This window comes from Spartinivicinus marinus (genome assembly GCF_026309355.1).
GTDB lineage: Bacteria > Pseudomonadota > Gammaproteobacteria > Pseudomonadales > Zooshikellaceae > Spartinivicinus > Spartinivicinus marinus.
The window spans coordinates 5290923-5312058 of the sequence record NZ_JAPJZK010000001.1 but is presented as its reverse complement, the minus strand read 5'-3'; the positions used below and the strand labels follow the sequence as shown (position 1 = coordinate 5312058).

General features: G+C 40.8%; 12 protein-coding genes. 5 read left to right on the top strand and 7 right to left on the bottom strand.

The features are described 5' to 3' along the window. Positions 1-125 precede the first annotated feature (125 nt). The 6 genes from OQE68_RS23835 to OQE68_RS23810 form a co-directional block, all read right to left on the bottom strand. On the bottom strand, positions 126-896 hold the full coding sequence (locus tag OQE68_RS23835) for an ATP adenylyltransferase family protein (RefSeq protein ID WP_180567893.1): 771 nt from the start codon (positions 894-896) through the stop codon (positions 126-128). Positions 897-1144: 248 nt separating this feature from the next. After that, on the bottom strand, positions 1145-2935 hold the full coding sequence (locus tag OQE68_RS23830) for a choice-of-anchor I family protein (protein WP_219339981.1): 1791 nt from the start codon (positions 2933-2935) through the stop codon (positions 1145-1147). A gap of 236 nt (positions 2936-3171) precedes the next feature. Then, the gene (gene gcvP, locus OQE68_RS23825) at positions 3172-6072 is read right to left on the bottom strand and encodes an aminomethyl-transferring glycine dehydrogenase (RefSeq protein ID WP_180567895.1); all 2901 of its coding nucleotides are present in this window, start codon (positions 6070-6072) and stop codon (positions 3172-3174) included. 139 nt (positions 6073-6211) lie between these two features. After that, the gene (gene gcvH, locus OQE68_RS23820) at positions 6212-6604 is read right to left on the bottom strand and encodes a glycine cleavage system protein GcvH (protein WP_180567896.1); all 393 of its coding nucleotides are present in this window, start codon (positions 6602-6604) and stop codon (positions 6212-6214) included. 42 nt (positions 6605-6646) lie between these two features. Further along, positions 6647-7945 carry a serine hydroxymethyltransferase gene (gene glyA / locus OQE68_RS23815; protein ID WP_180567897.1) on the bottom strand — a complete coding sequence of 433 codons (1299 nt, stop codon included), beginning with the start codon at positions 7943-7945 and terminating at the stop codon, positions 6647-6649. Positions 7946-8007: 62 nt separating this feature from the next. Continuing rightward, the gene (locus OQE68_RS23810) at positions 8008-9387 is read right to left on the bottom strand and encodes an L-serine ammonia-lyase (protein ID WP_180567898.1); all 1380 of its coding nucleotides are present in this window, start codon (positions 9385-9387) and stop codon (positions 8008-8010) included. 396 nt (positions 9388-9783) lie between these two features. Between OQE68_RS23810 and OQE68_RS23805 the strand changes: the two genes are divergently transcribed. From OQE68_RS23805 to OQE68_RS23785, 5 genes are all read left to right on the top strand, one after another. After that, entirely contained in the window at positions 9784-10404 is a 621-nt protein-coding gene (locus OQE68_RS23805) for a helix-turn-helix domain-containing protein (protein ID WP_180567899.1), read from the top strand. Positions 10405-11587: 1183 nt separating this feature from the next. Then, complete coding sequence (locus OQE68_RS23800; RefSeq protein ID WP_180567900.1) at positions 11588-12961, top strand: alanine/glycine:cation symporter family protein; 1374 nt, start codon at positions 11588-11590, stop codon at positions 12959-12961. A 47-nt stretch (positions 12962-13008) separates the two neighbouring features. Beyond that, complete coding sequence (gene gcvT / locus OQE68_RS23795; RefSeq protein WP_180567901.1) at positions 13009-14133, top strand: glycine cleavage system aminomethyltransferase GcvT; 1125 nt, start codon at positions 13009-13011, stop codon at positions 14131-14133. A gap of 339 nt (positions 14134-14472) precedes the next feature. Then, on the top strand, positions 14473-17139 hold the full coding sequence (locus tag OQE68_RS31000; RefSeq protein WP_180567902.1) for a collagenase: 2667 nt from the start codon (positions 14473-14475) through the stop codon (positions 17137-17139). Positions 17140-17493: 354 nt separating this feature from the next. Next, positions 17494-20115: a collagenase gene (locus OQE68_RS23785; RefSeq protein ID WP_180567903.1), complete on the top strand. Its 2622-nt coding sequence runs from the start codon at positions 17494-17496 to the stop codon at positions 20113-20115. Positions 20116-20178: 63 nt separating this feature from the next. Here the strand turns inward: OQE68_RS23785 and OQE68_RS23780 are convergent, their stop codons facing one another. Continuing rightward, positions 20179-21123, bottom strand: a complete 945-nt coding sequence (locus OQE68_RS23780; protein ID WP_180567904.1) for a YopT-type cysteine protease domain-containing protein — start codon at positions 21121-21123, stop codon at positions 20179-20181. Positions 21124-21136: the final 13 nt, after the last annotated feature.

The window sequence follows — 21136 nt, the reverse complement described above, 5'->3', positions numbered from 1 at the left end:
CGAATTCATCCCCCAGGATTCGGGTTTTTTTTGCTTGTTATTTACAGACAAAAAAATTTAACAATTCAAGCTAAAATCACTCAAGCTATTTCAAACCATTGCAGTTATTCAGTGTGATAGCACATTTATTGCGGTTGTCCACACTCAGTCAGTAATTTCAATAATCCATAATTTTGCAACCATTGCCTTTGCTCATCATTTTTTAATAAAAAGCGCCCGGTATAATTTAAGCCATTTACTAATATCTGATTTATATGGGCCTGCGTACGTGGCACAATTAATAGCCATTCTTGAGTTAACACAATATTATGCGGTAGGCATTGGTCAGCATTTATTAATGCTAATTGATACATTGCTTGTTGATATGCGGCAAACAGCTCCTTAGCATTTAAGGCCGTAAAACAATACAGTTGATGTTTACATCCCAGACCACCACAATGAATAATAGCTGCTATGGGAACCGCTGCTCTTACTAGCTGCATATGACGATGCATTTGACTCGCACCCGCTATCTCCCCGCCGTTATAAAATCCCACGACATCCGGTTCAGTAAAACCCAATAACCAAGCCTCAAAGTCTGCCAAGGTGAGTAGCTGAGTTTGTGGAACAAATTCGCGGGTACAGATTAATAAATGAGGAGATAACACCGGAAATTTATTTAATAAACATACGTGAAATTCACCTGCATCTCCGACATACATATCTGGCTCGTAAGGTAAAAAAGGGTTGCTGGATTTATTTCCTATTTTTGGTTTTTTCTGATAATTATCCAGCTTGGTATGCAACAAAAATGGTATCCCGTCCTGTACAACCACACTGGGCTTTGTCGCAATCGGGAATAAACGGCCCTTTGCTAGTGCTTGCTTGGTTACCTGTTCGGCTTGATCCCAAAACATAAACATACCTCAACCGGGTAAAAATATAATGATAAACTCGTAAAAATAACAGTATATCAAAACCAATAGTAGACATCCGTCCAGTATGCTGAACAAGAAGAAAAATTTGACGTGCATTATGATGGGTGGGCAGTGGAATAACTAATTATTAGAGATAGTCATAATACAAAGTCTCTGAACAATATACTTTTATTGTTCAGAGACTTTGTTATTTTACAATAGTTAGGATATTGCTAAAAAAGCATTTTTTAGCGGTGACTTTTAAATTGCAGTTGATAAACGGATGTAGTGCCACTCACCTCATTACCCACCGCTAAATAATGCTTACCTTGTCGCTGAAAGTATTCTATTGACTCTGGCCCCAAATCCCCTGCGTTAGGATTATAAACACCATTTTTGCAATCACCATCATCTACTTCTGTGCATACATCCTGATCATAATGACGATTATTTACATAGGTGATGAAGCGTCCCTTGGTTGGGTCGGTAATGTCGTATACCATGATTCCCCCCTGACGCTCTAAGCCAATAAAAGCATAATGGCGATCATTAATTGAGGCGACTTCTACCACTTCAGGCTCTCCTCCCCGATCATCACTGCGATTATCACCACTTTGATTATTATTATGGGTACTATTTAGCTGGCGTGGCTCCAGCGCAAACACAGTTTGGCTAAACTGATCACCGCTATCAAAGGTGAGATTACCCTTATCATCCCAAATGGAAAAAGAACGTGAACCAAAGGCATAAACGGGTTTATTAGCATCAACTTTTGATTCGGGTTGAACCACTTTAAGTCGAGCCAGCTGTTTCTTGTCTTGCAATGCTTCTACTAAAGGGTGTTGATTATCAATTTTCAGTTTTTTGCCACGAACCTCATCAGTGTGCGCAATACAAAAGCCTACTTTTGTTGTGTAATCTGGCGTGTCCGTATAATCATTTTCATCCCAAGTATAGCCTGATTCATCACATACTTGCTGAGTCGTATCAACCCCATACTCACGGCTATCACCTTCATTCGCCGTGACAAGATAGGTGTTGCCATTGACGGTATAACTGGCAATACCATCTGGCATGTACAAACTTTCCAACTGAGAGTAGCTTTTAAAATTACCGATTTTTTTATCCTTATTAGATGCATCTAGAGCCACGTTAGCCCATGATTTAGTTCCCAACCCTACAATGGCATCTACCCTGGCGGTAGCCACATCAATGACGGCAAGTGCATTATTTTCTTGCAGAGCCACATACAGTTTACCGTTATCAGCAAAACTTAAATACTCAGGCTCTAAATCCTGAGCCACTGTGGCATTGGGTCCAGAAATTCGCACAGAAATCGGCAGCTCATTATGCCGTACGCCCCCTTTATTAAATGCTTTAAAGTTTATTTGCTGGACATTAGCATTCGCTGGACCGTTCGCTAGGTCAACCAAGGTAATACTGCCTTCTGGGTCTACTTGATAATTTGCATTTGGCTCACCTTCATTGGCCGTGGCAATATATCGACCGTCTTTCGAAAAACTGACCATATCAGGCAAAGCACCAGTAGGATAAGTAGCAATCAGCTTTAAGTTATCAGAGCGATATAAAGCAATTAAACCATTGGCTTGTTTATTAGCATTTTCAATGGCTACTGCAACCACCCCCTCATAAGCAGAGACACTATTTGCTGCACCAATCTCGATACCTGCTGTTTTTGCTGCCGATTGCAGATTAATGGCACCTATTGCCGTTGGTTTACCCTGCTCATCCATCGTCAATATATCCACTTGCTTTGCTTGTGCATTCACCACATAAAGCAAATCGGTACAGCTATCGTAGCTAACAATTTCAGCAGCTGAGGTAGCAAAGGGGGCATCCGCCACTGACGTACCAATCAGAGTCAAATCACTAAGCTCACCTATTACTGGCGTTGTGTGTGAAGAAGGCTGACAACGAATGTCTAAGCCATTTTGCTGCTGTAAATCACATGCCGCATAAGGGCTTAATAAAATACCTGCTAAACTAAAAGCCAAAATGGGTTTTTGTTTTATCAGCATAATTTTCATTCCTTGAGTTAATACAGGACTACGATTTCTAAATCTAAGATAGAAAAACGTAAGATATTAGTCGTATATTAATTTAAGGGCAATTATCGATTAGTCTAAAAATGCAAGCCGTTTTTTAAGCATTTCTAAATAAAAAAACCCCGGCACACGATGGCACCAGGGCTAGGAGGGGAGTCATGGAATCAATCTAGTCACCATGCCTTCCTAAAAGGCATGATTAGGGTATTTTACTCAGTACGATAAGTGTCAGTAGCCGGACAAGAACATACCAGGTTCCGATCGCCATAAACATTATCGATACGGTTAGTGGTCGGCCACACTTTTTGCTGTTTTAACCAGTTTAATGGAAATACTGCTTCTTCACGGCTATACGGACGGTTCCATTCAGCGTCAGTAATATCAGCAAGTGTATGAGGTGCATTCACTAACGGGTTATTATCAGCTTGCCATTCACCAGCGGCGACTTTATTAATTTCCTGGCGAATAGTAATCATGGCATCAATAAAACGATCTAGCTCAGCTTTTGATTCACTTTCCGTCGGCTCAATCATTAAAGTACCCGGTACTGGGAATGACATGGTTGGCGCATGGAATCCAAAGTCCATTAAACGCTTAGCCACATCTTCTTCTGAGATACCAATTTCGGCTTTTATCGGGCGTAAATCAATAATACACTCGTGAGCGACTCGACCATTACTACCTCGATATAGTACCGGGTAATGGGCGCTGAGCTGCTCAGTAATATAGTTTGCATTAAGAATAGCCACTTCCGTTGCCTGGCACATACCCTCAGTTCCCATTAAAGCAATATATACCCAAGAAATAGGCAAAATACTGGCACTACCAAAGGGAGCGGCTGAAACGGCGCCGTTATTACCTAGCGCTTCGTCTACAGGGTTCACAGCATGGTTAGGCAAATATGGAGCTAAGTGGGCTTTAACGCCAATCGGTCCCATACCCGGGCCACCTCCACCATGAGGAATACAGAAGGTTTTGTGTAAATTTAAATGAGAGACATCAGCGCCAATAAATCCTGGACTGGTTAAACCTACCTGAGCATTCAAGTTAGCACCATCCAGATAAACCTGGCCACCATACTGATGCACAATACGACAGATTTCTTGTACACCTTCTTCATAAACACCATGTGTAGAAGGATAGGTAATCATAATACACGACAGTTTATCTGCGTATTTTTCAGCTTTTGCGGCCAAATCCGCTAAATCCACATTGCCATTATCATCACAGTCCACAATTACCACATCCATACCTAACATGCTGGCACTGGCTGGGTTGGTTCCATGAGCGGAGCTAGGGATTAAACACACATTACGATGAGCATTGCCATTTGCTTTGTGATAAGCACTAATAGCCAACAAGCCTGCATATTCCCCTTGGGCACCGGAATTAGGCTGATGAGATAATGCATCATAACCTGTCATTTCAATTAACCAATCAGCTAACTGTTGTAGCATTTCCTGGTAACCGACTGTTTGGTCTTTCGGTGCAAATGGGTGAATTTGTGAAAACTCTGGCCAAGTAACAGGTATCATCTCCGCAGTCGCATTCAGCTTCATCGTACATGAGCCAAGCGGAATCATCGAATGGGTTAGAGAAATATCTTTGTTTTCCAGCTGTTTGAGATAACGCAGCATCTCTGTTTCAGAGTGGTGCTGATTAAATACTGGATGGGTTAAAATGGCATCACTACGTTGATAAGCGGAGGTAATACCTGCCAACCCTTGATCAGCAAGCTGTTGATCCCAAACGGTTAGTTGCTGACCATGGTCTGTTCCTAAAATAATAGACCATAACTGTTGCACATCTTCCGCCGTAGTTGTTTCATCTAAGGCAATGCTAATTTTGTCCTCACCTACTTTTCTTAAATTAACCTGTTCTGCCAACGCACGCTGATAAATAGCTTCGGTTTGATCAGCAGTTTTTAAGGTGATGGTGTCAAAATATTGTTTATTAACCCGCTCAACCCCTTTAGCTTCTAAACCAGCCGCTAAAATACCCGTTAATCGATGGATTCGGGTAGCAATGGTTTTCAAGCCAACAGGGCCATGATAAACTGCATAAAAACCAGCCATGTTAGCTAATAAAGCTTGTGCCGTACAAATATTGGATGTTGCCTTTTCTCGACGAATATGCTGCTCACGGGTTTGCATTGCCATCCGCAATGCTAATTGGCCACGAGTATCTTTTGATACCCCAATAATACGCCCCGGCGTTGAGCGCTTAAGTTTATCTCGGGTAGCAAAGAAGGCCGCATGAGGACCACCATATCCCATCGGTACCCCAAACCGTTGAGCACTTCCAATCACTACATCCGCACCAAGTTCACCAGGTGACTTAAGTAGTACTAAGCTCATAATATCAGCCGCCACTACAGTCATGGCTTTTTGTTGCTGGGCTGCTTGTATGACTGTACTGATATCACCAATATCCCCTTCAGTTGTCGGATATTGCAACAGTACGCCAAACACTTCATGTTTAGCTAGGTCTTGATAAGGATTACCTACAACAATATCAAAACCAAAATACTCAGCTCGGGTTTTAATAACATCAATGGTTTGTGGATGAACATCTTCAGCTACAAAAAAACTATTGGTTTTTTTCCGGTTGGATCGCTTACACAAAGTCATTGCTTCAGCGGCAGCAGTAGCTTCATCTAGTAATGAAGCATTAGCTAAATCCATTCCGGTTAAGTCCATGATCATTTGCTGGAAGTTTAATAAGCCTTCCAGTCGGCCTTGGGAAATTTCAGGCTGATAAGGGGTATAAGCGGTATACCAACCTGGGTTTTCCAATACATTACGTAAAATGACATTAGGTGTAATGGTATTGTGATAGCCCATGCCAAGATAAGATTTAAATACCTTATTTTTAGCAGCCATTTTCTTTAGCGTGGCTAATGCATCCTGTTCAGTCATACTGTCGCCCAGCGTTAATGGCTGCTTTAAACGAATCGACTGAGGTACGGTTTGGTCAATCAGCTGCGCTAAGGTATCAACCCCTAGGGCGGCTAACATTGCCTGTTTATCGATTTGATCAGGCCCGATATGACGCTGAATAAAAGCATCGTTTTGTTCAAGCTGCTGCAAAGGCTGTTTATCAACTGTCATCTGCATTAACCTTCTAAATAGTAAGGGATACCACACCCCTTTTATGAATCATTTTTTACACAGTTAATGACAGCCGCATTATTTTATTGAATAACAAACTGACTGCATTAAATTAAAAAATCATTCTTGCAAGATAGAATTAAACTTCTGTTTCCACTACGGCTTGGTAAGCATCAGCATTCAGTAGTTGGTCTAGCTCTGATTTATCAGATAGCTTGACTTTAATCAACCAACCATCTGCAAAAGGGCCTTCATTCACTTGCTCAGGGTTATCAACCAACGCTTCATTGACTGCAACCACTTCACCAGAAATAGGGCTGTATACATCAGATGCTGCCTTAACAGACTCAACTACTGCAAACTCTTCACCGGCTTCTAAGCTCGCCCCTACTTCAGGCAGCTCAACAAAAACCAAATCACCTAATAATTCTTGAGCATGGGCAGTAATCCCGACAGTAACCGTATTGTCGCCATTTTCCTGCACCCATTCATGAGACTTACTATAATACAGCTCAGCTGGAATTTGACTCATATGCTTTACCCTATTGTTAAATCCTAACCAGTTAATCAATAATTAGCTATAAATTGGAAAACGCTCACACAGTTTTGCCACTTCAACCCGGACTGCTTGCTCCGCCACTTCATTGTTGTCTGGGTGATTGACCAAGCCATCTAATACATCCGCAATTAAATGACCGATCTGACGAAATTCTTCATTACCAAATCCACGGCTGGTACCTGCCGGTGTGCCTAATCGTATACCTGAAGTAATCGTTGGTTTTTCAGTATCAAATGGAATGCCGTTTTTATTACAAGTAATACTTGCACTTTCCAAACTGACTTCAGCCTTGTTGCCTTTTAATCCTTTTGGCCTTAAATCAACCAATACCAGGTGAGTATCCGTACCACCAGATACTACCGCATAGCCTCTTTCTACAATGACATCAGCCAACACTCTGGCATTACTTACGACTTGGTCAATATAGGTTGTAAATGCTGGCGTTAATGCCTCACCAAACGCTACCGCTTTTGCTGCAATCACATGCATTAAAGGACCACCTTGCAAACCAGGAAAAACAGCAGAATTTATTTTTTTCCCAAGCGCTTCATCATTGCTTAAAATCATTCCCCCTCTTGGTCCACGCAAAGTTTTGTGGGTAGTAGTGGTAATAATATGCGCATGAGGTAAAGGGCTTGGATGAGCACCGGTGGCAACTAAGCCTGCAATATGAGCCATATCCACCATTAAATACGCACCAACGCTATCTGCAATTTCGCGGAATTTTGCAAAATCAATTTCTCGGGGAATAGCGGAGCCACCAGCAATAACCAGTTTTGGCTGATGTTCTTTAGCAAGACGTGCTATGTCATCATAGTCAATGGTTAAGGTTTCTGGGTTCACCCCATACTGCACAGCATTAAACCATTTGCCTGATAAGGCGGGTCTTGCTCCATGGGTTAAATGGCCACCCGCATCTAAAGACATACCTAAAATAGTATCGCCAGGCTGGGTAAGTGCTAGCATGACAGCACCATTGGCTTGAGCACCCGAGTGGGGCTGCACGTTGACAAACTGGCAATTAAATAAAGCCTTGGCACGGTCAATGGCTAGTTGCTCAACCACATCAACATACTCACAACCACCGTAATAGCGTTTAGCAGGATAACCTTCAGCATATTTATTAGTTAATACTGAGCCTTGCGCGTTTAATACAGCTTTAGATACGATATTTTCTGAAGCAATTAATTCTATTTGATCTTGTTGACGATTAAATTCATGATTAAGTGCCTGTTGCACCTCGGCATCAGCAGTAGCCAATCCCTCTGCAAAAAACTGTTCAAGCGCTGTATTGAGATATTCAAGTTGGCTCATCGTTAACCCCTAATTTATTTATCAACAATTTTTTATTAATAACGATTTAATTAATATGCTAATTAACATGCAACTACGTTCACGGCTAACCCACCCTGCGATGTCTCTTTATACTTCTCCTGCATGTCGAGACCTGTTTGTCGCATGGTTTCAATAACACTATCCAGCGACACATGGTGATCACCATTACCTCGAATAGCCAACCGTGCTGCATTAATGGCTTTTACAGCTCCCATGGTATTCCGTTCAATACAAGGCACTTGTACTAACCCAGCAATAGGGTCACAAGTTAAACCCAGGTTATGCTCCATACCGATTTCTGCGGCATTTTCCACTTGCTCATTGGTGCCACCTAATACGGCAGTTAATGCACCTGCAGCCATCGAACAAGCCACTCCTATTTCACCCTGGCAACCCACTTCTGCAGCAGAAATAGAGGCATTTTGCTTATATAACATGCCAATTGCAGCAGCTGTAGCAATAAACTTCACGATACCTTCACGACTGGCCCCATGCACAAACCGGTCGTAATAAGCTAACACCGCAGGAATTACCCCGGCAGCGCCATTGGTAGGCGCAGTCACCACCCGACCACCCGCGGCATTTTCTTCATTAACCGCCATAGCAAACAAATTAACCCAGTCCATTACGGTTAACTGATCTTTTAAAGCGGCTTCAGGTTTACTAGTTAATTCTCGATAAAATTCGGCAGCACGGCGTTTGATTTTTAAGCCGCCAGGTAATTCTCCAGACTGCTGACAACCTCGTCTAATACAGTTATCCATGACCTCCCAAATTGTATAGATTTGGTCATACAACTGCTGTTGGGTTAAATCAGGTTGCAATGCTTGCTCATTTTTTAAAACCAGCTCAGCAATCGATAGTTGATGCTGTTTGCAAATCGCTAACAACTCTTTTCCTGAGTTAAATGCCAATGGCACAGCCACATCTTGGTCGCTGGCAGTTTGCTCACCCTTAGTGACAACAAAACCACCCCCTACCGAAAAATAAGTTCCTTCAAATAACAACATCCCATGCTGATCATAAGCCAATATTTGCATGCCGTTAGGATGCTCAGGCAGGCTTGCTTGATAGTGAAAGTGAATATCTTCAGCGGGGTTAAAAGTAACCGGATACTCTCCTGCCAGTTTTAACTGATGATGGGTATTAATTGCTTGAATATATTCTTGCACACAATCCGGATTTACTGTTGCTGGTGCTTCCCCTAATAACCCCAATAAGACAGCGATATCTGTTGCATGGCCTTTACCTGTCAGAGCCAATGAGCCATATAAAGCGACTTTTACCTTAGTGACCTGGCTAAGTTGCTGCCGTTTGGCTAACTCAACCAAGAAACGATTGGCCGCCACCATTGGCCCAACTGTGTGTGAGCTGGACGGTCCAACTCCCACTTTAAATAGGTCAAAAATACTCAGCGCCATGTTTTAGGTACTCTTTGTTAGGTACTCTGTTTTAATAAACTGCTTGTTGTTTCAAGTACAGTTATGCAGATTCATTCTTCCTGCATTTATTCAAATACTTGAGCAAGCTTTTCATTGTCACTGGCTAACCTTTAAAATCGGGTTGTAACTACCCAACTTGGTGAAAACCCTTTGTTAGCAACTCGCTTAACCACTAATTGAACACAATATAGAGATGATGAAGGGAAGACTAACAATCTTTTCTCGTTAAATCAACTTTGTTTCCTATTGGAAACATAATTCATTACGACGAATCTTTTGCTACTTTAACTAACAAGAAAATCCTCGCCTTTTCATTAAGTTATCCTTTCTGTACTATGCTGATGCTTAAATAGCGGTTAGTGTTAAGGAAATTTTATGGCGGATGAAACCCCCGGTTTGCCTAAACTGGACATATCTTTTTTATCCAGTGAAGCTTACGTGGAACCCTTACAACTAGGTAAACGGTTAAAAGAAATCCGCTTAAGTAACAACTGGACCCTGGAAGAAGTCAGCCAACGTACAGGCTTGGCCCGCTCAACCCTATCAAAAATTGAAAATGATCAAATTTCACCAACGTTTACCGCGGTACAAAAGCTAATTCAAGGTCTGGGTATCGACTTGCCACAACTGTTTACCCAGCCTAAAACCTCCCATGCAACAGGGCGGCGTGACATTACTCGGGTTAATGAAGGCAAACCTCACCCTACCCCTACATACGAGCATGAGCTGCTGGCAACCCAACTGGTTCACAAAAAAATGTTGCCTTTTAAGTCCTATGTACGAGCTCGTTCATTTAGTGAATACCAGGAATGGGTACGACATGAGGGTGAAGAATTTTTACTCATTCTTTCTGGCTCATTACTGTTTTATTCAGAGTTTTATGAGCCTGTAGAGCTACAGGCAGGTGATAGTGTCTACTATGATGCTAATATGGGCCACGCCTTAGTCTCAACCAGTAAAGGAGATGCTCATATTCTGTGGGTAACAGCTAACTAAAACTTGTATTAACTAATACTCAGTATCAAACGTAGTTATCCAGTTATCTACCAGCAGCAGTAATCACCGACTGCTGCCCTGCCCCGATTTGTATCACTCGCTAGCGATAGCCATCAGCATGTTTGCCTAGCCTACCTACTGACCTTCAATGCCCAACACTATTGATGCCTAGCTGAACACTTGAGCTAACCAAAAGTAACCATTAACATTTTGTTGCGCGCATTCGAGACATTTTTCCATTTCCAACACTTGCATCGATTTAGCAAATAAGATAGGTTGTTTCCAATAAGAAACAAATTTAATTGCCTTGAGTACGTTTGCCCTTGAGTGAAACAGACTTAAATAAATAGCTAATTTCACTGAATAAGCTGGCTAACATAGATAATGACAAGCGAGATATCAGATAAATAAAAAGCTGGAAAGAATGCGACTATACCCAATGCGTAGGATTTTTAGGTGAGGCCATCAAGTGACGAAGCCTCATGAGCCTATATTAATAGGTGATTGGGGTGAGGAACGATGATAACAAAACCTAAAAATGATTCGCGACGAGTATATTTAAAAGAACACTAGTTATTAGTCAGCACAGTAGCGGCTAAATTAATTACCACAACAAAAATACAACAATAAATAAGGTAATTTTACAGAATTAAAACAAGCATAGGCTCACTTACACAACAGCCTGCTTGACACTAAGCAAGCCCAATTGCAAAAAACAGTGTGTCGGCTACCAACAAATAATTAACAAAACAACTAAAACACAACTTATGATGATTGAAATAAATCATTTGCTGTATAAAATGCACGGTGGGGGCAATATTATTGTCATACTAACCAACTGCTAGCAATAGCTTGCTTCCTATCGTTCGGCATTTGAGACTAATAAATAAACAAAAAAAGCGACATTATTACAACAACAGAGTAACTTAAATAAAGGTGATCAAAAGAACAACATATAAAAATCAAACTACCACTAAATGCAAAACCAATGTAGGATCGTAATCTTTTAATTATCTCGTGCTGTATTAACTGCATGATTTATAACAACAATTGGGCCGACTGGCACAACCCAATGGCACTCCTCACCTTGGTGTTGAAGTGCTTGTAGCCACAACAGTGCTTATTTCGGCAAGTGTCAACAAGCCCAAATCAACTGCTAGATAAAATAATAGAGATGGTGCTTATGGAAATACTTAACTCAATTAGCGGGTTTGTCTGGGGACCTGCAATGCTATTTCTTATCCTGGGTGTTGGCTTCTTTTTAAGCTTTCGACTGGGGTTTATGCCTATACGCAAACTAGGCTTAGCCTTCAAGTTATTATGGGGTGGTCGCAAAGAATCCAAAGAAGCAGGTGAAATCTCTCCCTTTAATGCCTTAATGACTTCATTATCTGCCACTATTGGTACTGGTAACATCGCCGGGGTAGCGACGGCTATTACCCTAGGTGGCCCAGGTGCTTTATTTTGGATGTGGTGTACGGCTCTGGTGGGAATGGCAACTAAATATGGAGAAGCCGTTTGTGCCGTTAAATACCGTGAAAAAGATAAAAACGGTAACCACGTAGGCGGCCCGATGTATTATATAAAAAATGGCCTACCAAAATCCTGGTTATGGCTAGGCACTACTTTCGCTGTATTGGGGTCAATTACTGGATTTGGTATGGGGAATACCGTTCAAGCTAATTCGGTCGCTAATGCCCTCCAAGAAAACTTCAGTATTTCACCAGCTGTCACTGGCATCGTCATGATGGTCTTAGTCGGTGCAGTATTAATTGGTGGAATTAAATCTATCGCTAAAGTAGCAGGAAAACTTGTACCATTTATGGCCATTGCTTATTTATTAGCAGGCTTAGTTGTTCTAGCATTGAATTTAGGTCAAATTCCTGCCGCATTAGAGCTGATCTTTACTAGCGCATTTTCTGGTACTGCAGCAACAGGTGGTTTTGTCGGTGCAGGTGTTGCCGCCGCTATTCGCTTTGGTGTTGCTCGTGGTGTATTTTCTAACGAAGCAGGTATTGGTAGTGCACCAATTGCTCACGCTTCTGCTCAAACCAATAGCCCAGTAAGACAAGGCTTAATTGCTATGCTGGGTACCTTTATTGACACTATTATCGTTTGTTCAATTACTGGCCTAGCAATTGTTTCCTCTGGTGCTTGGCAAACAACCTCTGGTGTTAAAGGGGCCGCGATGACGTCCCTTGCTTTTGAAACAACCTTACCTGGCATAGGCAGCTCTATTGTAACGATAGGCCTTGCTATTTTTGCTTTCACTACTATTTTAGGCTGGAGTGTATACGGCGAGCGTTGTGTGCAATACCTATTAGGTGAAAAAGCCATCGTTCCTTTCCGTTTAATCTGGGTAATTGCTGTACCTGTTGGTGCTATCGCCAGCCTGGATTTGGTATGGATTATTGCTGACATTCTAAATGCCTTAATGGCTATTCCTAACCTAATTGCATTAGCAGCATTGAGTCCTGTCATTATCAAATTGACTCGAGAGTACTTTGCGAAGAGTCAAGAGGAAATCGAAGGCCAAGCTGTGCCATCTAATGACTAAGTAAACAGGTGTAGCCTATGCTACACCGCTTTTTATGGGAGATAATTATGACCACAGATGATGCATTATTGAAAACCCCTTTATATGACTTGCATCTTGAGTTAGGGGCGAAAATGGTGCCTTTTGCCGGTTATCAAATGCCAGTGCAGTATCCACTAGGCGTTAAAAACGAGCATTTACATACCCGAGCAAAAGCAGGTCTTTTTGATGTCTCCCATATGGGGCAGGTTCAGCTGATTGGTCGCCAAGCTGCACAGGCTTTAGAAAAGCTGGTGCCGGTAGATATTATTGACCTACCTGTGGGTAAACAACGCTATGCCCTATTTACAGATGAATCAGGTGGCATCTTAGATGATTTAATGATCAGCAATATGGGTGACTTTTTGCTTGTTGTCGTTAATGCAGCCTGTAAAGAACAAGATATTGCTCATTTACAACAACATCTGCCAGAAGACATAACAATTAACATTTTAGCCGATCGAGCCTTACTTGCTTTACAAGGCCCTGAAGCCGCTAATATATTGGCCAGATTGGCACCTGCTGTCAGTGACATGGTCTTCATGGATACTAAGGCGCTGACCATCAAAGATATTGATTGTTTTGTAAGCCGTTCAGGTTATACCGGTGAAGATGGTTATGAGATTTCTGTCCCAGCCGATCAAGCCGAAGCGCTCGCCCGCTTACTACTTGCAGAGCCCGAAGTCGAAGCCATTGGCTTAGGTGCTCGTGACTCATTAAGACTGGAAGCGGGTTTGTGTTTATATGGTCATGACCTTGACTCTACCACTACCCCACTGGAAGGTAGTTTGATTTGGGCTATTAGTAAGTCCAGAAGACCAGGTGGCAGCCGCGCCGGCGGTTTTATCGGCGAAGCAAAAATCCTTGATCAAATTACTGAAAAAAACTGGCAAACCAAACGTGTCGGTTTATTACCACAAGGTAAAGCCCCTATCCGTGAAGGTGTGGTGCTAACCAATAGCGAAGGCAAAGAAATAGGCAAAGTGACCAGCGGCGGTTTTGGACCAAGCTTTGGCGGCCCAATTGCCATGGGCTATGTAGAAACGGCCTATAGCGCCCTAGATACGGAAGTGTATGCTCAGGTTAGAGGTAAATCACTGCCCATTAAAGTCGCTAAAACGCCATTTGTAGAGCAGCGTTATTACAGAGGCTAATCAGAGCTTTTAATAGTCGATAAAAAAATGAGTTAAAATATTTTTCTATTTTAAAAAGCGCCTAAAGGCGCTTTTTTATTGCTTTTTTTTAACTCTATCATTCTTTTAATAGCAAAAACAATAAATCAAACAATAATAAAAATGCTTATACATAAATAAGCATTATATTTACATTCTTTACAAATTCATAAGTTAGCCAACCTGATCACAAAACAAACTCCCTCACACTATTGACGATATATTGATCAGAACAATTTTTGAACAATGTCACGCCACGCGTTCCATTTATTCTCATAATTCACGTCACTATTTAAACATTCAATTGATCGAGGTGTGAAAGTGAGAAAGCCAAACGGAGCAATCATTAACCTGGCTGCAGTTTCTTGCGTAGCAACACTGCTGGCGTCATCCCCAGCTTTTGCAAACCAAGCCCCCACCACCATGAGTCAAAGCCATCAAGCGACTCTTGGTAAGTCAGTTACATCGAAAGTTTGGGGACAAGACCCAGAAAAACAGCCCCTTTATTATCAGCTAATGTCTTCTCCTAAATATGGCACCCTTTCTTTCGATAACTACAAAGGCACTTTTACTTATACTGCCCATAGTCCTATTGCCGACTATGACGAATTTCGTTTTAAAGTCTGGGATGGTTACCAATATTCCAATGAGTCTGTTGTACAATTCTTATTTGATAGCAAGCAAGTAACCCAAAAACCTACCACACCTACAACAACCAAACCAAAGGCTCGTAACCACGCTCCAACGACTATGGGGCAAACAAATTATGTTGAAAAGGGAAAACTGCTAAAAAGTAGAGCTTATGGGGTTGATAAAGATAAAGACACCCTTACTTTCACTGTAGTAAAGCAGCCAAAGTATGGGAGCTTAAATTTAGATTCTAAAACAGGAAAGTTTACTTATTACTCTACAGCCAATGTAAAACAAGATATTTTTTCATTCCAAGTATTTGATGGTGAAGCGTCTTCAAATGTTTCCTCTGTCTATTTATCGTTTAATAACGCCTCTATAACGACCAATCCAACTCAACCTGTAACACCAGTCACAACGACTAAGATCACCAAGCCAACTAAACCTGTAACACCAACACCAACCACAACGACTAAGATCACCAAGCCAACTAAACCCGTAACACCAACGACAACTATTGCAAATTTGTACCCTTCATATTGGACAAGCAAAGAGAGTTTTCCCAATCATGTAAGATCTATTTTGTCTGCTTCATACTCCCAGCAAAACAGTATGACAATGGGGGTTTACACGAAGTCTGAAGTTCTTGATATTTTTAGTTCATTAGCATTTTTAGTCGATCAAAAGAATCCAAGCGATCAAGCATTTGAAGGATTAATTGTTTACCTAAAAGCTTGGTTTGCCTCAAACTCTGCCAGTGAATTCTCAACCGCTGATGCAACATTAATAAACAATGTTCTTTCACAACTAATTAATATGCCTGAAATAGCCAATATAGATCCTGATATCTGGGCTGATATTAATTATAGATCCTCAATTATTGTAGATGGCTATGCCACTATTTTAGACCACGCTATTCGCAATAAATCTATACGTACGGTATTTACAAAACAGCTGACTAACCTGGAAGGTTTCTTTAATAGACTTTATCAGCAACAAGAGGCTGTTAATGGTGCAAGAGGCTATACTAAAGCCATTTTCACTGTATTTAAAACGCTTAAGTTATACACATATTATGCGAATAATGATGGAGAACTATTTAAGCAAGCCATCATTTCGCAAACCTCCTTACCTAGTACTATGAATAAACTGGGTAAAAGCTCCCTATCTCTTTTTAAAGACCGATATGGTAAACGAAAGGATGATGGATTCATCTTACTTAATACTCTGTGGATATTGGGTAGTTTAAACTTTGCTGGAGAGGAAGTATGGAACCAACAGGTTGAGCAAAATATAATTGATATTGTAAAAGCTCAGTCAGGTTACCCAGACCAGCGCGAATTAAAGTCCTCATTCTATAAATATTATGTTAGTCAAGTATATCCAAAAAATGCTGAAGAAACCTGTAACAGCAAGTTTTCTGGACTTTGCTATAAATTACAAGTAGCTGAAATATTGCCTTATACTCATCAATGCAGTAACTCATTAAAGCTGCGGTACCAGCAACTCTCTCAGTCAGAAGTTAACGGTGTATGTGCAAGGCTCAGTCGCCAAGAATATGACTTCCATGCTCAAATGGGGACAAACTGGCAGCCTGTTAAAGATGATTTTAATGAAGCTTTAGAGCTAGTGGTTTTTGACTCTAGAGAAGACTACCAACGCTATGGGTCAGCTCTATATAAATACTTAGATACAAACAATGGTGGATATTATCTGGAAGGTATTCCTTCTAAACAAGGTAATCAGGCTAGGTTGTTTGTTTATGAAGAAAATAGGTTTGGTAAGTGGGACATCAGAAACTTACAACACGAGTATGTCCACTATCTTGATGGTCGATTTAACAAGTATGGTGATTTTGGAAATTACAATACATCTGTAAAAGGAAATAATATTGTCTGGTCTACTGAGGGATTAGCAGAGTTCTTTGCATGGAATAAAGACTATCGTCAAGATGGTGTTAATAGCCTATTAAATTCAGCTAAAAAAGGAATACCTTCACTCGATAAAATTATTAGTGTCATTTATGGAGAGTCACAAACGCTGATATATGACTGGTCATATACAGTAAACCGATTCTTTTATGAAAAACATAGAGCAGAGTATTTAAGCCTAATTCAGCATTTACGCAACAACCAATTTGATGCATATAAAGCTGAACTTAACTCAATGAAACAACGTTACAGTAATGAGTATTACAATTGGGTGAATAATCTCATCAATGATTTAAGAAGTAAGCAACATTCAACGGGCCATACTATGGCAGGTGATAGTCTACACTCTAGAAGCAATCATCACGTTAACCATATGCCAACTGTTGTTGATCAGGCAACTGCCCTACGTCCTCCATTATTTGAATAATAAATCTTCTATCCCTCCTTAAGTTTAAGGGGGGAATTTTTATTGAATTCCTTAGAACGTGTTATAAAAAGCGCCAATAGGCGCTTTTTTTTATTCCTTTTCTTTAATTCATGAAATTTTTTAATAACTAAAAAAATAGACTGCTAAAAAATATAAATGTTTATACATAAATAAAAATTATTTTTACAAAGTTTACATTTTCATAAGTTAGCCAACCACCTCACAAAACAAACACAATCACATTATTGACGAGACGTTAGTACTATATTTTTTTGAACCACATCACACCACACGTTCCATTAATGATCATAATTCGCACAATTATTCAAACATTCAATTGATAGAGGTGTGAAAGTGAGAAAGCCAAACAGAGCAATCATTAACTTGGCTGCTGTTTCTTGCGTAGCAACATTGCTGGCATCATCCCCAGCCTTTGCCAATCAAGCCCCCACCACCATGAGCCAAAGCCATCAAGCGACTCTTGGTAAATCAGTTAAATCCCAAGTTTGGGGACAAGACCCAGAAAAGCAGTCCCTTTATTATCAGCTAATGTCTTCCCCTAAATATGGCACCCTTTCTTTTGATAACTATAAAGGCACTTTTACTTATACTGCCCATAGCCCTAAAGCTGACTATGACGAGTTTCGCTTTAAAGTCTGGGATGGTTACCAGTATTCTAACGAGTCGGTAGTCCAGTTTTTATTTGATAAAAACACCATCACCCATAAGCCAACCAACAATACTAATAACCAAGCCCCTGCCACATTAGGCCACAGCAATACGGTAGAAAAAGGCAAATTACTCAATAGCTGGGTATGGGCAGAAGATAAAGATAATGACCCATTAACCTATCAAGTGGTTAGCCAACCCAAGCATGGTGAATTAAAACTAAATACAACAACCGGTAAATTTATCTATTACTCGACAGCCAATATTGATCAAGATATTTTCTCCTATCGAGTATTTGATGGCAAAACCTACTCAAATACGTCTTCTGTTTATCTACTATTTGATAACATTACATCCCCAACCAAACCAACGACAACCACTACAAATACAACTAACAAACCAACTAAACCAGTCACAACAAAGCCGGTAAAACCGACTAAACCCGTTAAGCCGACCCAGCCAGTTAAACCAACTACGCCTACAGTAATCACTGAGTTATTCCCTTCTCATTGGAATAGTAAAAGTGACTTCCCTACGACTGTTCACAATATTTTAAACACTAAAGAAACCAGCAACTTTTATAATGCTAATTACCAACATTTATCAGCAGCACAATTAAAAGATGTGTTTCAAGCCATTGCTTTTTTAGCCAAGCAAAATAATATTAAAGATGAAGCGTTACATCAGCTATTTACTTATTTACGTGGCTGGAATTATGTAAAAGAAACCAACGGTATTCCTGTTAGCGTATCGATACTTGCTTCTCAAGCACTGACCAATGTCACTAAAATGAGTGATTTTTATGGCGTGAGTTACAATGCTGCTCGTGCTTTAGAAGGTTATGTAGTAGCGCTTAATGGTTATGTGAGAATTCCAACCGCACAAACTATTTACGCCAGCCATATCCCTACACTTACCAAAATTACCCAGCACTTAGCCGTTAACGCCGCTGAAATTAATGGTCAGGCAGGCTATAGCACAGCAATATTTGAGTACCTGACATTAATCGATATTTTAGGTTTCCAGGTAGATCAACCTAGTTTAACAGATACGTCTCTTCGTGATGCTCTACTTACAGAAACCCAATTGCCTGTCGCTTTAGGCCAGTTAGGCAAGAGCGGTTTAGCCATTTGGGAAAGCCGTTATCATGGTAAGGACCCCTTTATTTTATTTAACATTATTGAAGCATTGGGTAACCTCCACTTAACTGAGCAAACGCAGTGGAATAAACAACTAGAAAGCAATGCTGTTGCGATTATGCAGCACCATCGCAACTATGCGGAGATTAAAGACCTGCAATCCAGTTTCTACACTTATTATGTGAAGAAAACTCGCCGAGATAACGCCAAGGAAAGCTGTCAAAATGAGTTCTCTGGGATGTGTTATATCTACACGATTGCTGAAGCATTGCCTTATACTCATCAGTGTAGTGCTTCCTTAAAGCTGCGGTATCAAGAATTAACAACGCAGCAAAAAAATGAAATTTGCTCTACCTTAAACAGCCAGGAAGGTGAGTTCCACTCCATTATGAGTACCCAATGGCAACCTGTATCCAAAGATAATAACCAAGCACTAGAATTAGTTATCTTTAATGATAAAAAACAATACGGCAAGTTTGGTTCACTACTCTATGGAGTCTCAACTAATAACGGCGGTATTTACATTGAAGGAAGCCCAGAACGAAATGACAACCAAGCCCGCTTATTTGTTTATGAAGACAAACGCTGGGGTAAATGGCAGGTTTGGAATTTACGGCATGAATATGTGCACTATTTAGATGGTCGCTTTAACATGTTCGGTAACTTTGGTTACTATCCCTTAAATAAAACTACTTGGTGGACTGAAGGCTTAGCTGAATATATTGCCTGGAAAGACGACTACTACAGCATGGGTGAAATTAGTCGCGCGGCCCAATCAGGTATGCCTTCAATGCACCAGATTGCCAATATTGATTATTCATCTGGTAACACTATGGTTTACAACTGGTCTTATACCTTGCATCGTTTCTTGCAGTCACAGTACCCCAGTCAGCACAAAAAACTGGCTGAATATTTAAGAAATGATGACTTAGAAAGTTACCAGCGCCATATGCAAACTTTAGTAAGTGCTTACAGCAACCACTACTATGACTGGTTAAATAATCTCGTTAGCAACTGGCGAAAAACTCAGTCTGGGGATCAACTCGCTGCAGCAGCAGAAAAACAGCCAGTGCCTGGTACCCATCAACACAGTCAGCGCCACCACTCACATAAGCAGCCTACTGCTGCCGACCGAGCCAGTATTGCGCCGGCACCCTTCTCGATGTAGTAGTTAGTTGCTAATTTCGAGAACTTACCTCAAAAGCTCCCTCCGGTAGGGGGCTTTTGAATGTTACGAAAAAAACTGCACCCGACACTTACCTGTATGATTAGGGTAAATCCGACTAATATAGTCTTTTACCGCCGCTTGTAATGATTGCTGATCATTAAATAGTAACTCACCATAATTAGGATCAAATAATCGATATTCCATTTTCTCCAACTCAGTCTGTTTAATAGCAACGCCTATTGCATGTCCGCCACCGCCTTCCGAAAAATAAAGACCAATATCATAATAACCAGGTTGATTTAAACAGGTAGCCAGTTTATCTGTATTTAATTGATCTTCCCGCAGCAAATAGCCCTTATCGATTATCCCATAATCAGCTAAATAATCTGCCAATACCTGTTTGTCTGTGGCTTGCCTTGCATTCCAGCTCGCATCTGCATGACCAGGGTCACCCCCATAAATATCGGTATAATAATTTATTGCCAACTGAAAAACTTCTTCCCGACCATCAGCTGCTGTTTTTTTTAATTCAGTGTAATAGGGTCCAATATCAGAGAAAAAGTCAATATTATGAGCTAACGAACCAAACCATTTCATCACTAGCGCCGCACAAATACCCCCTTTACCAAATGGCGCATCACCTATATATCCACCTTGGGAAAACCGTTTAAAAGTAGCATTATCGTACTTTTTTATTAGCCGCTTGATAATAAACATCGGGCTTAATAGCCCTTGACGGCAATAAAGTTTTTTAGCCTTCCCATTGGCAGGGGTTAGTTTGCTATTGCTTAACTCGCTATTTTTAATATCTTGTTTATAATGAGTGTTTGCCTTTGCCACTTCACTGCAAGAACCATTAATGAGCTTATCTGCCACTTGAGAAGCAGTTAATTGTAGCTGTCTACCAGACCAGTTAACTGCGTTTGATTGTTTTGAAGAAAGCTTACTGACTATTAACTGCTGAGGCAGAGAAACAACCTGCTGAGAAATCCCTTGTATATAACTCACAAAACATCCTTAT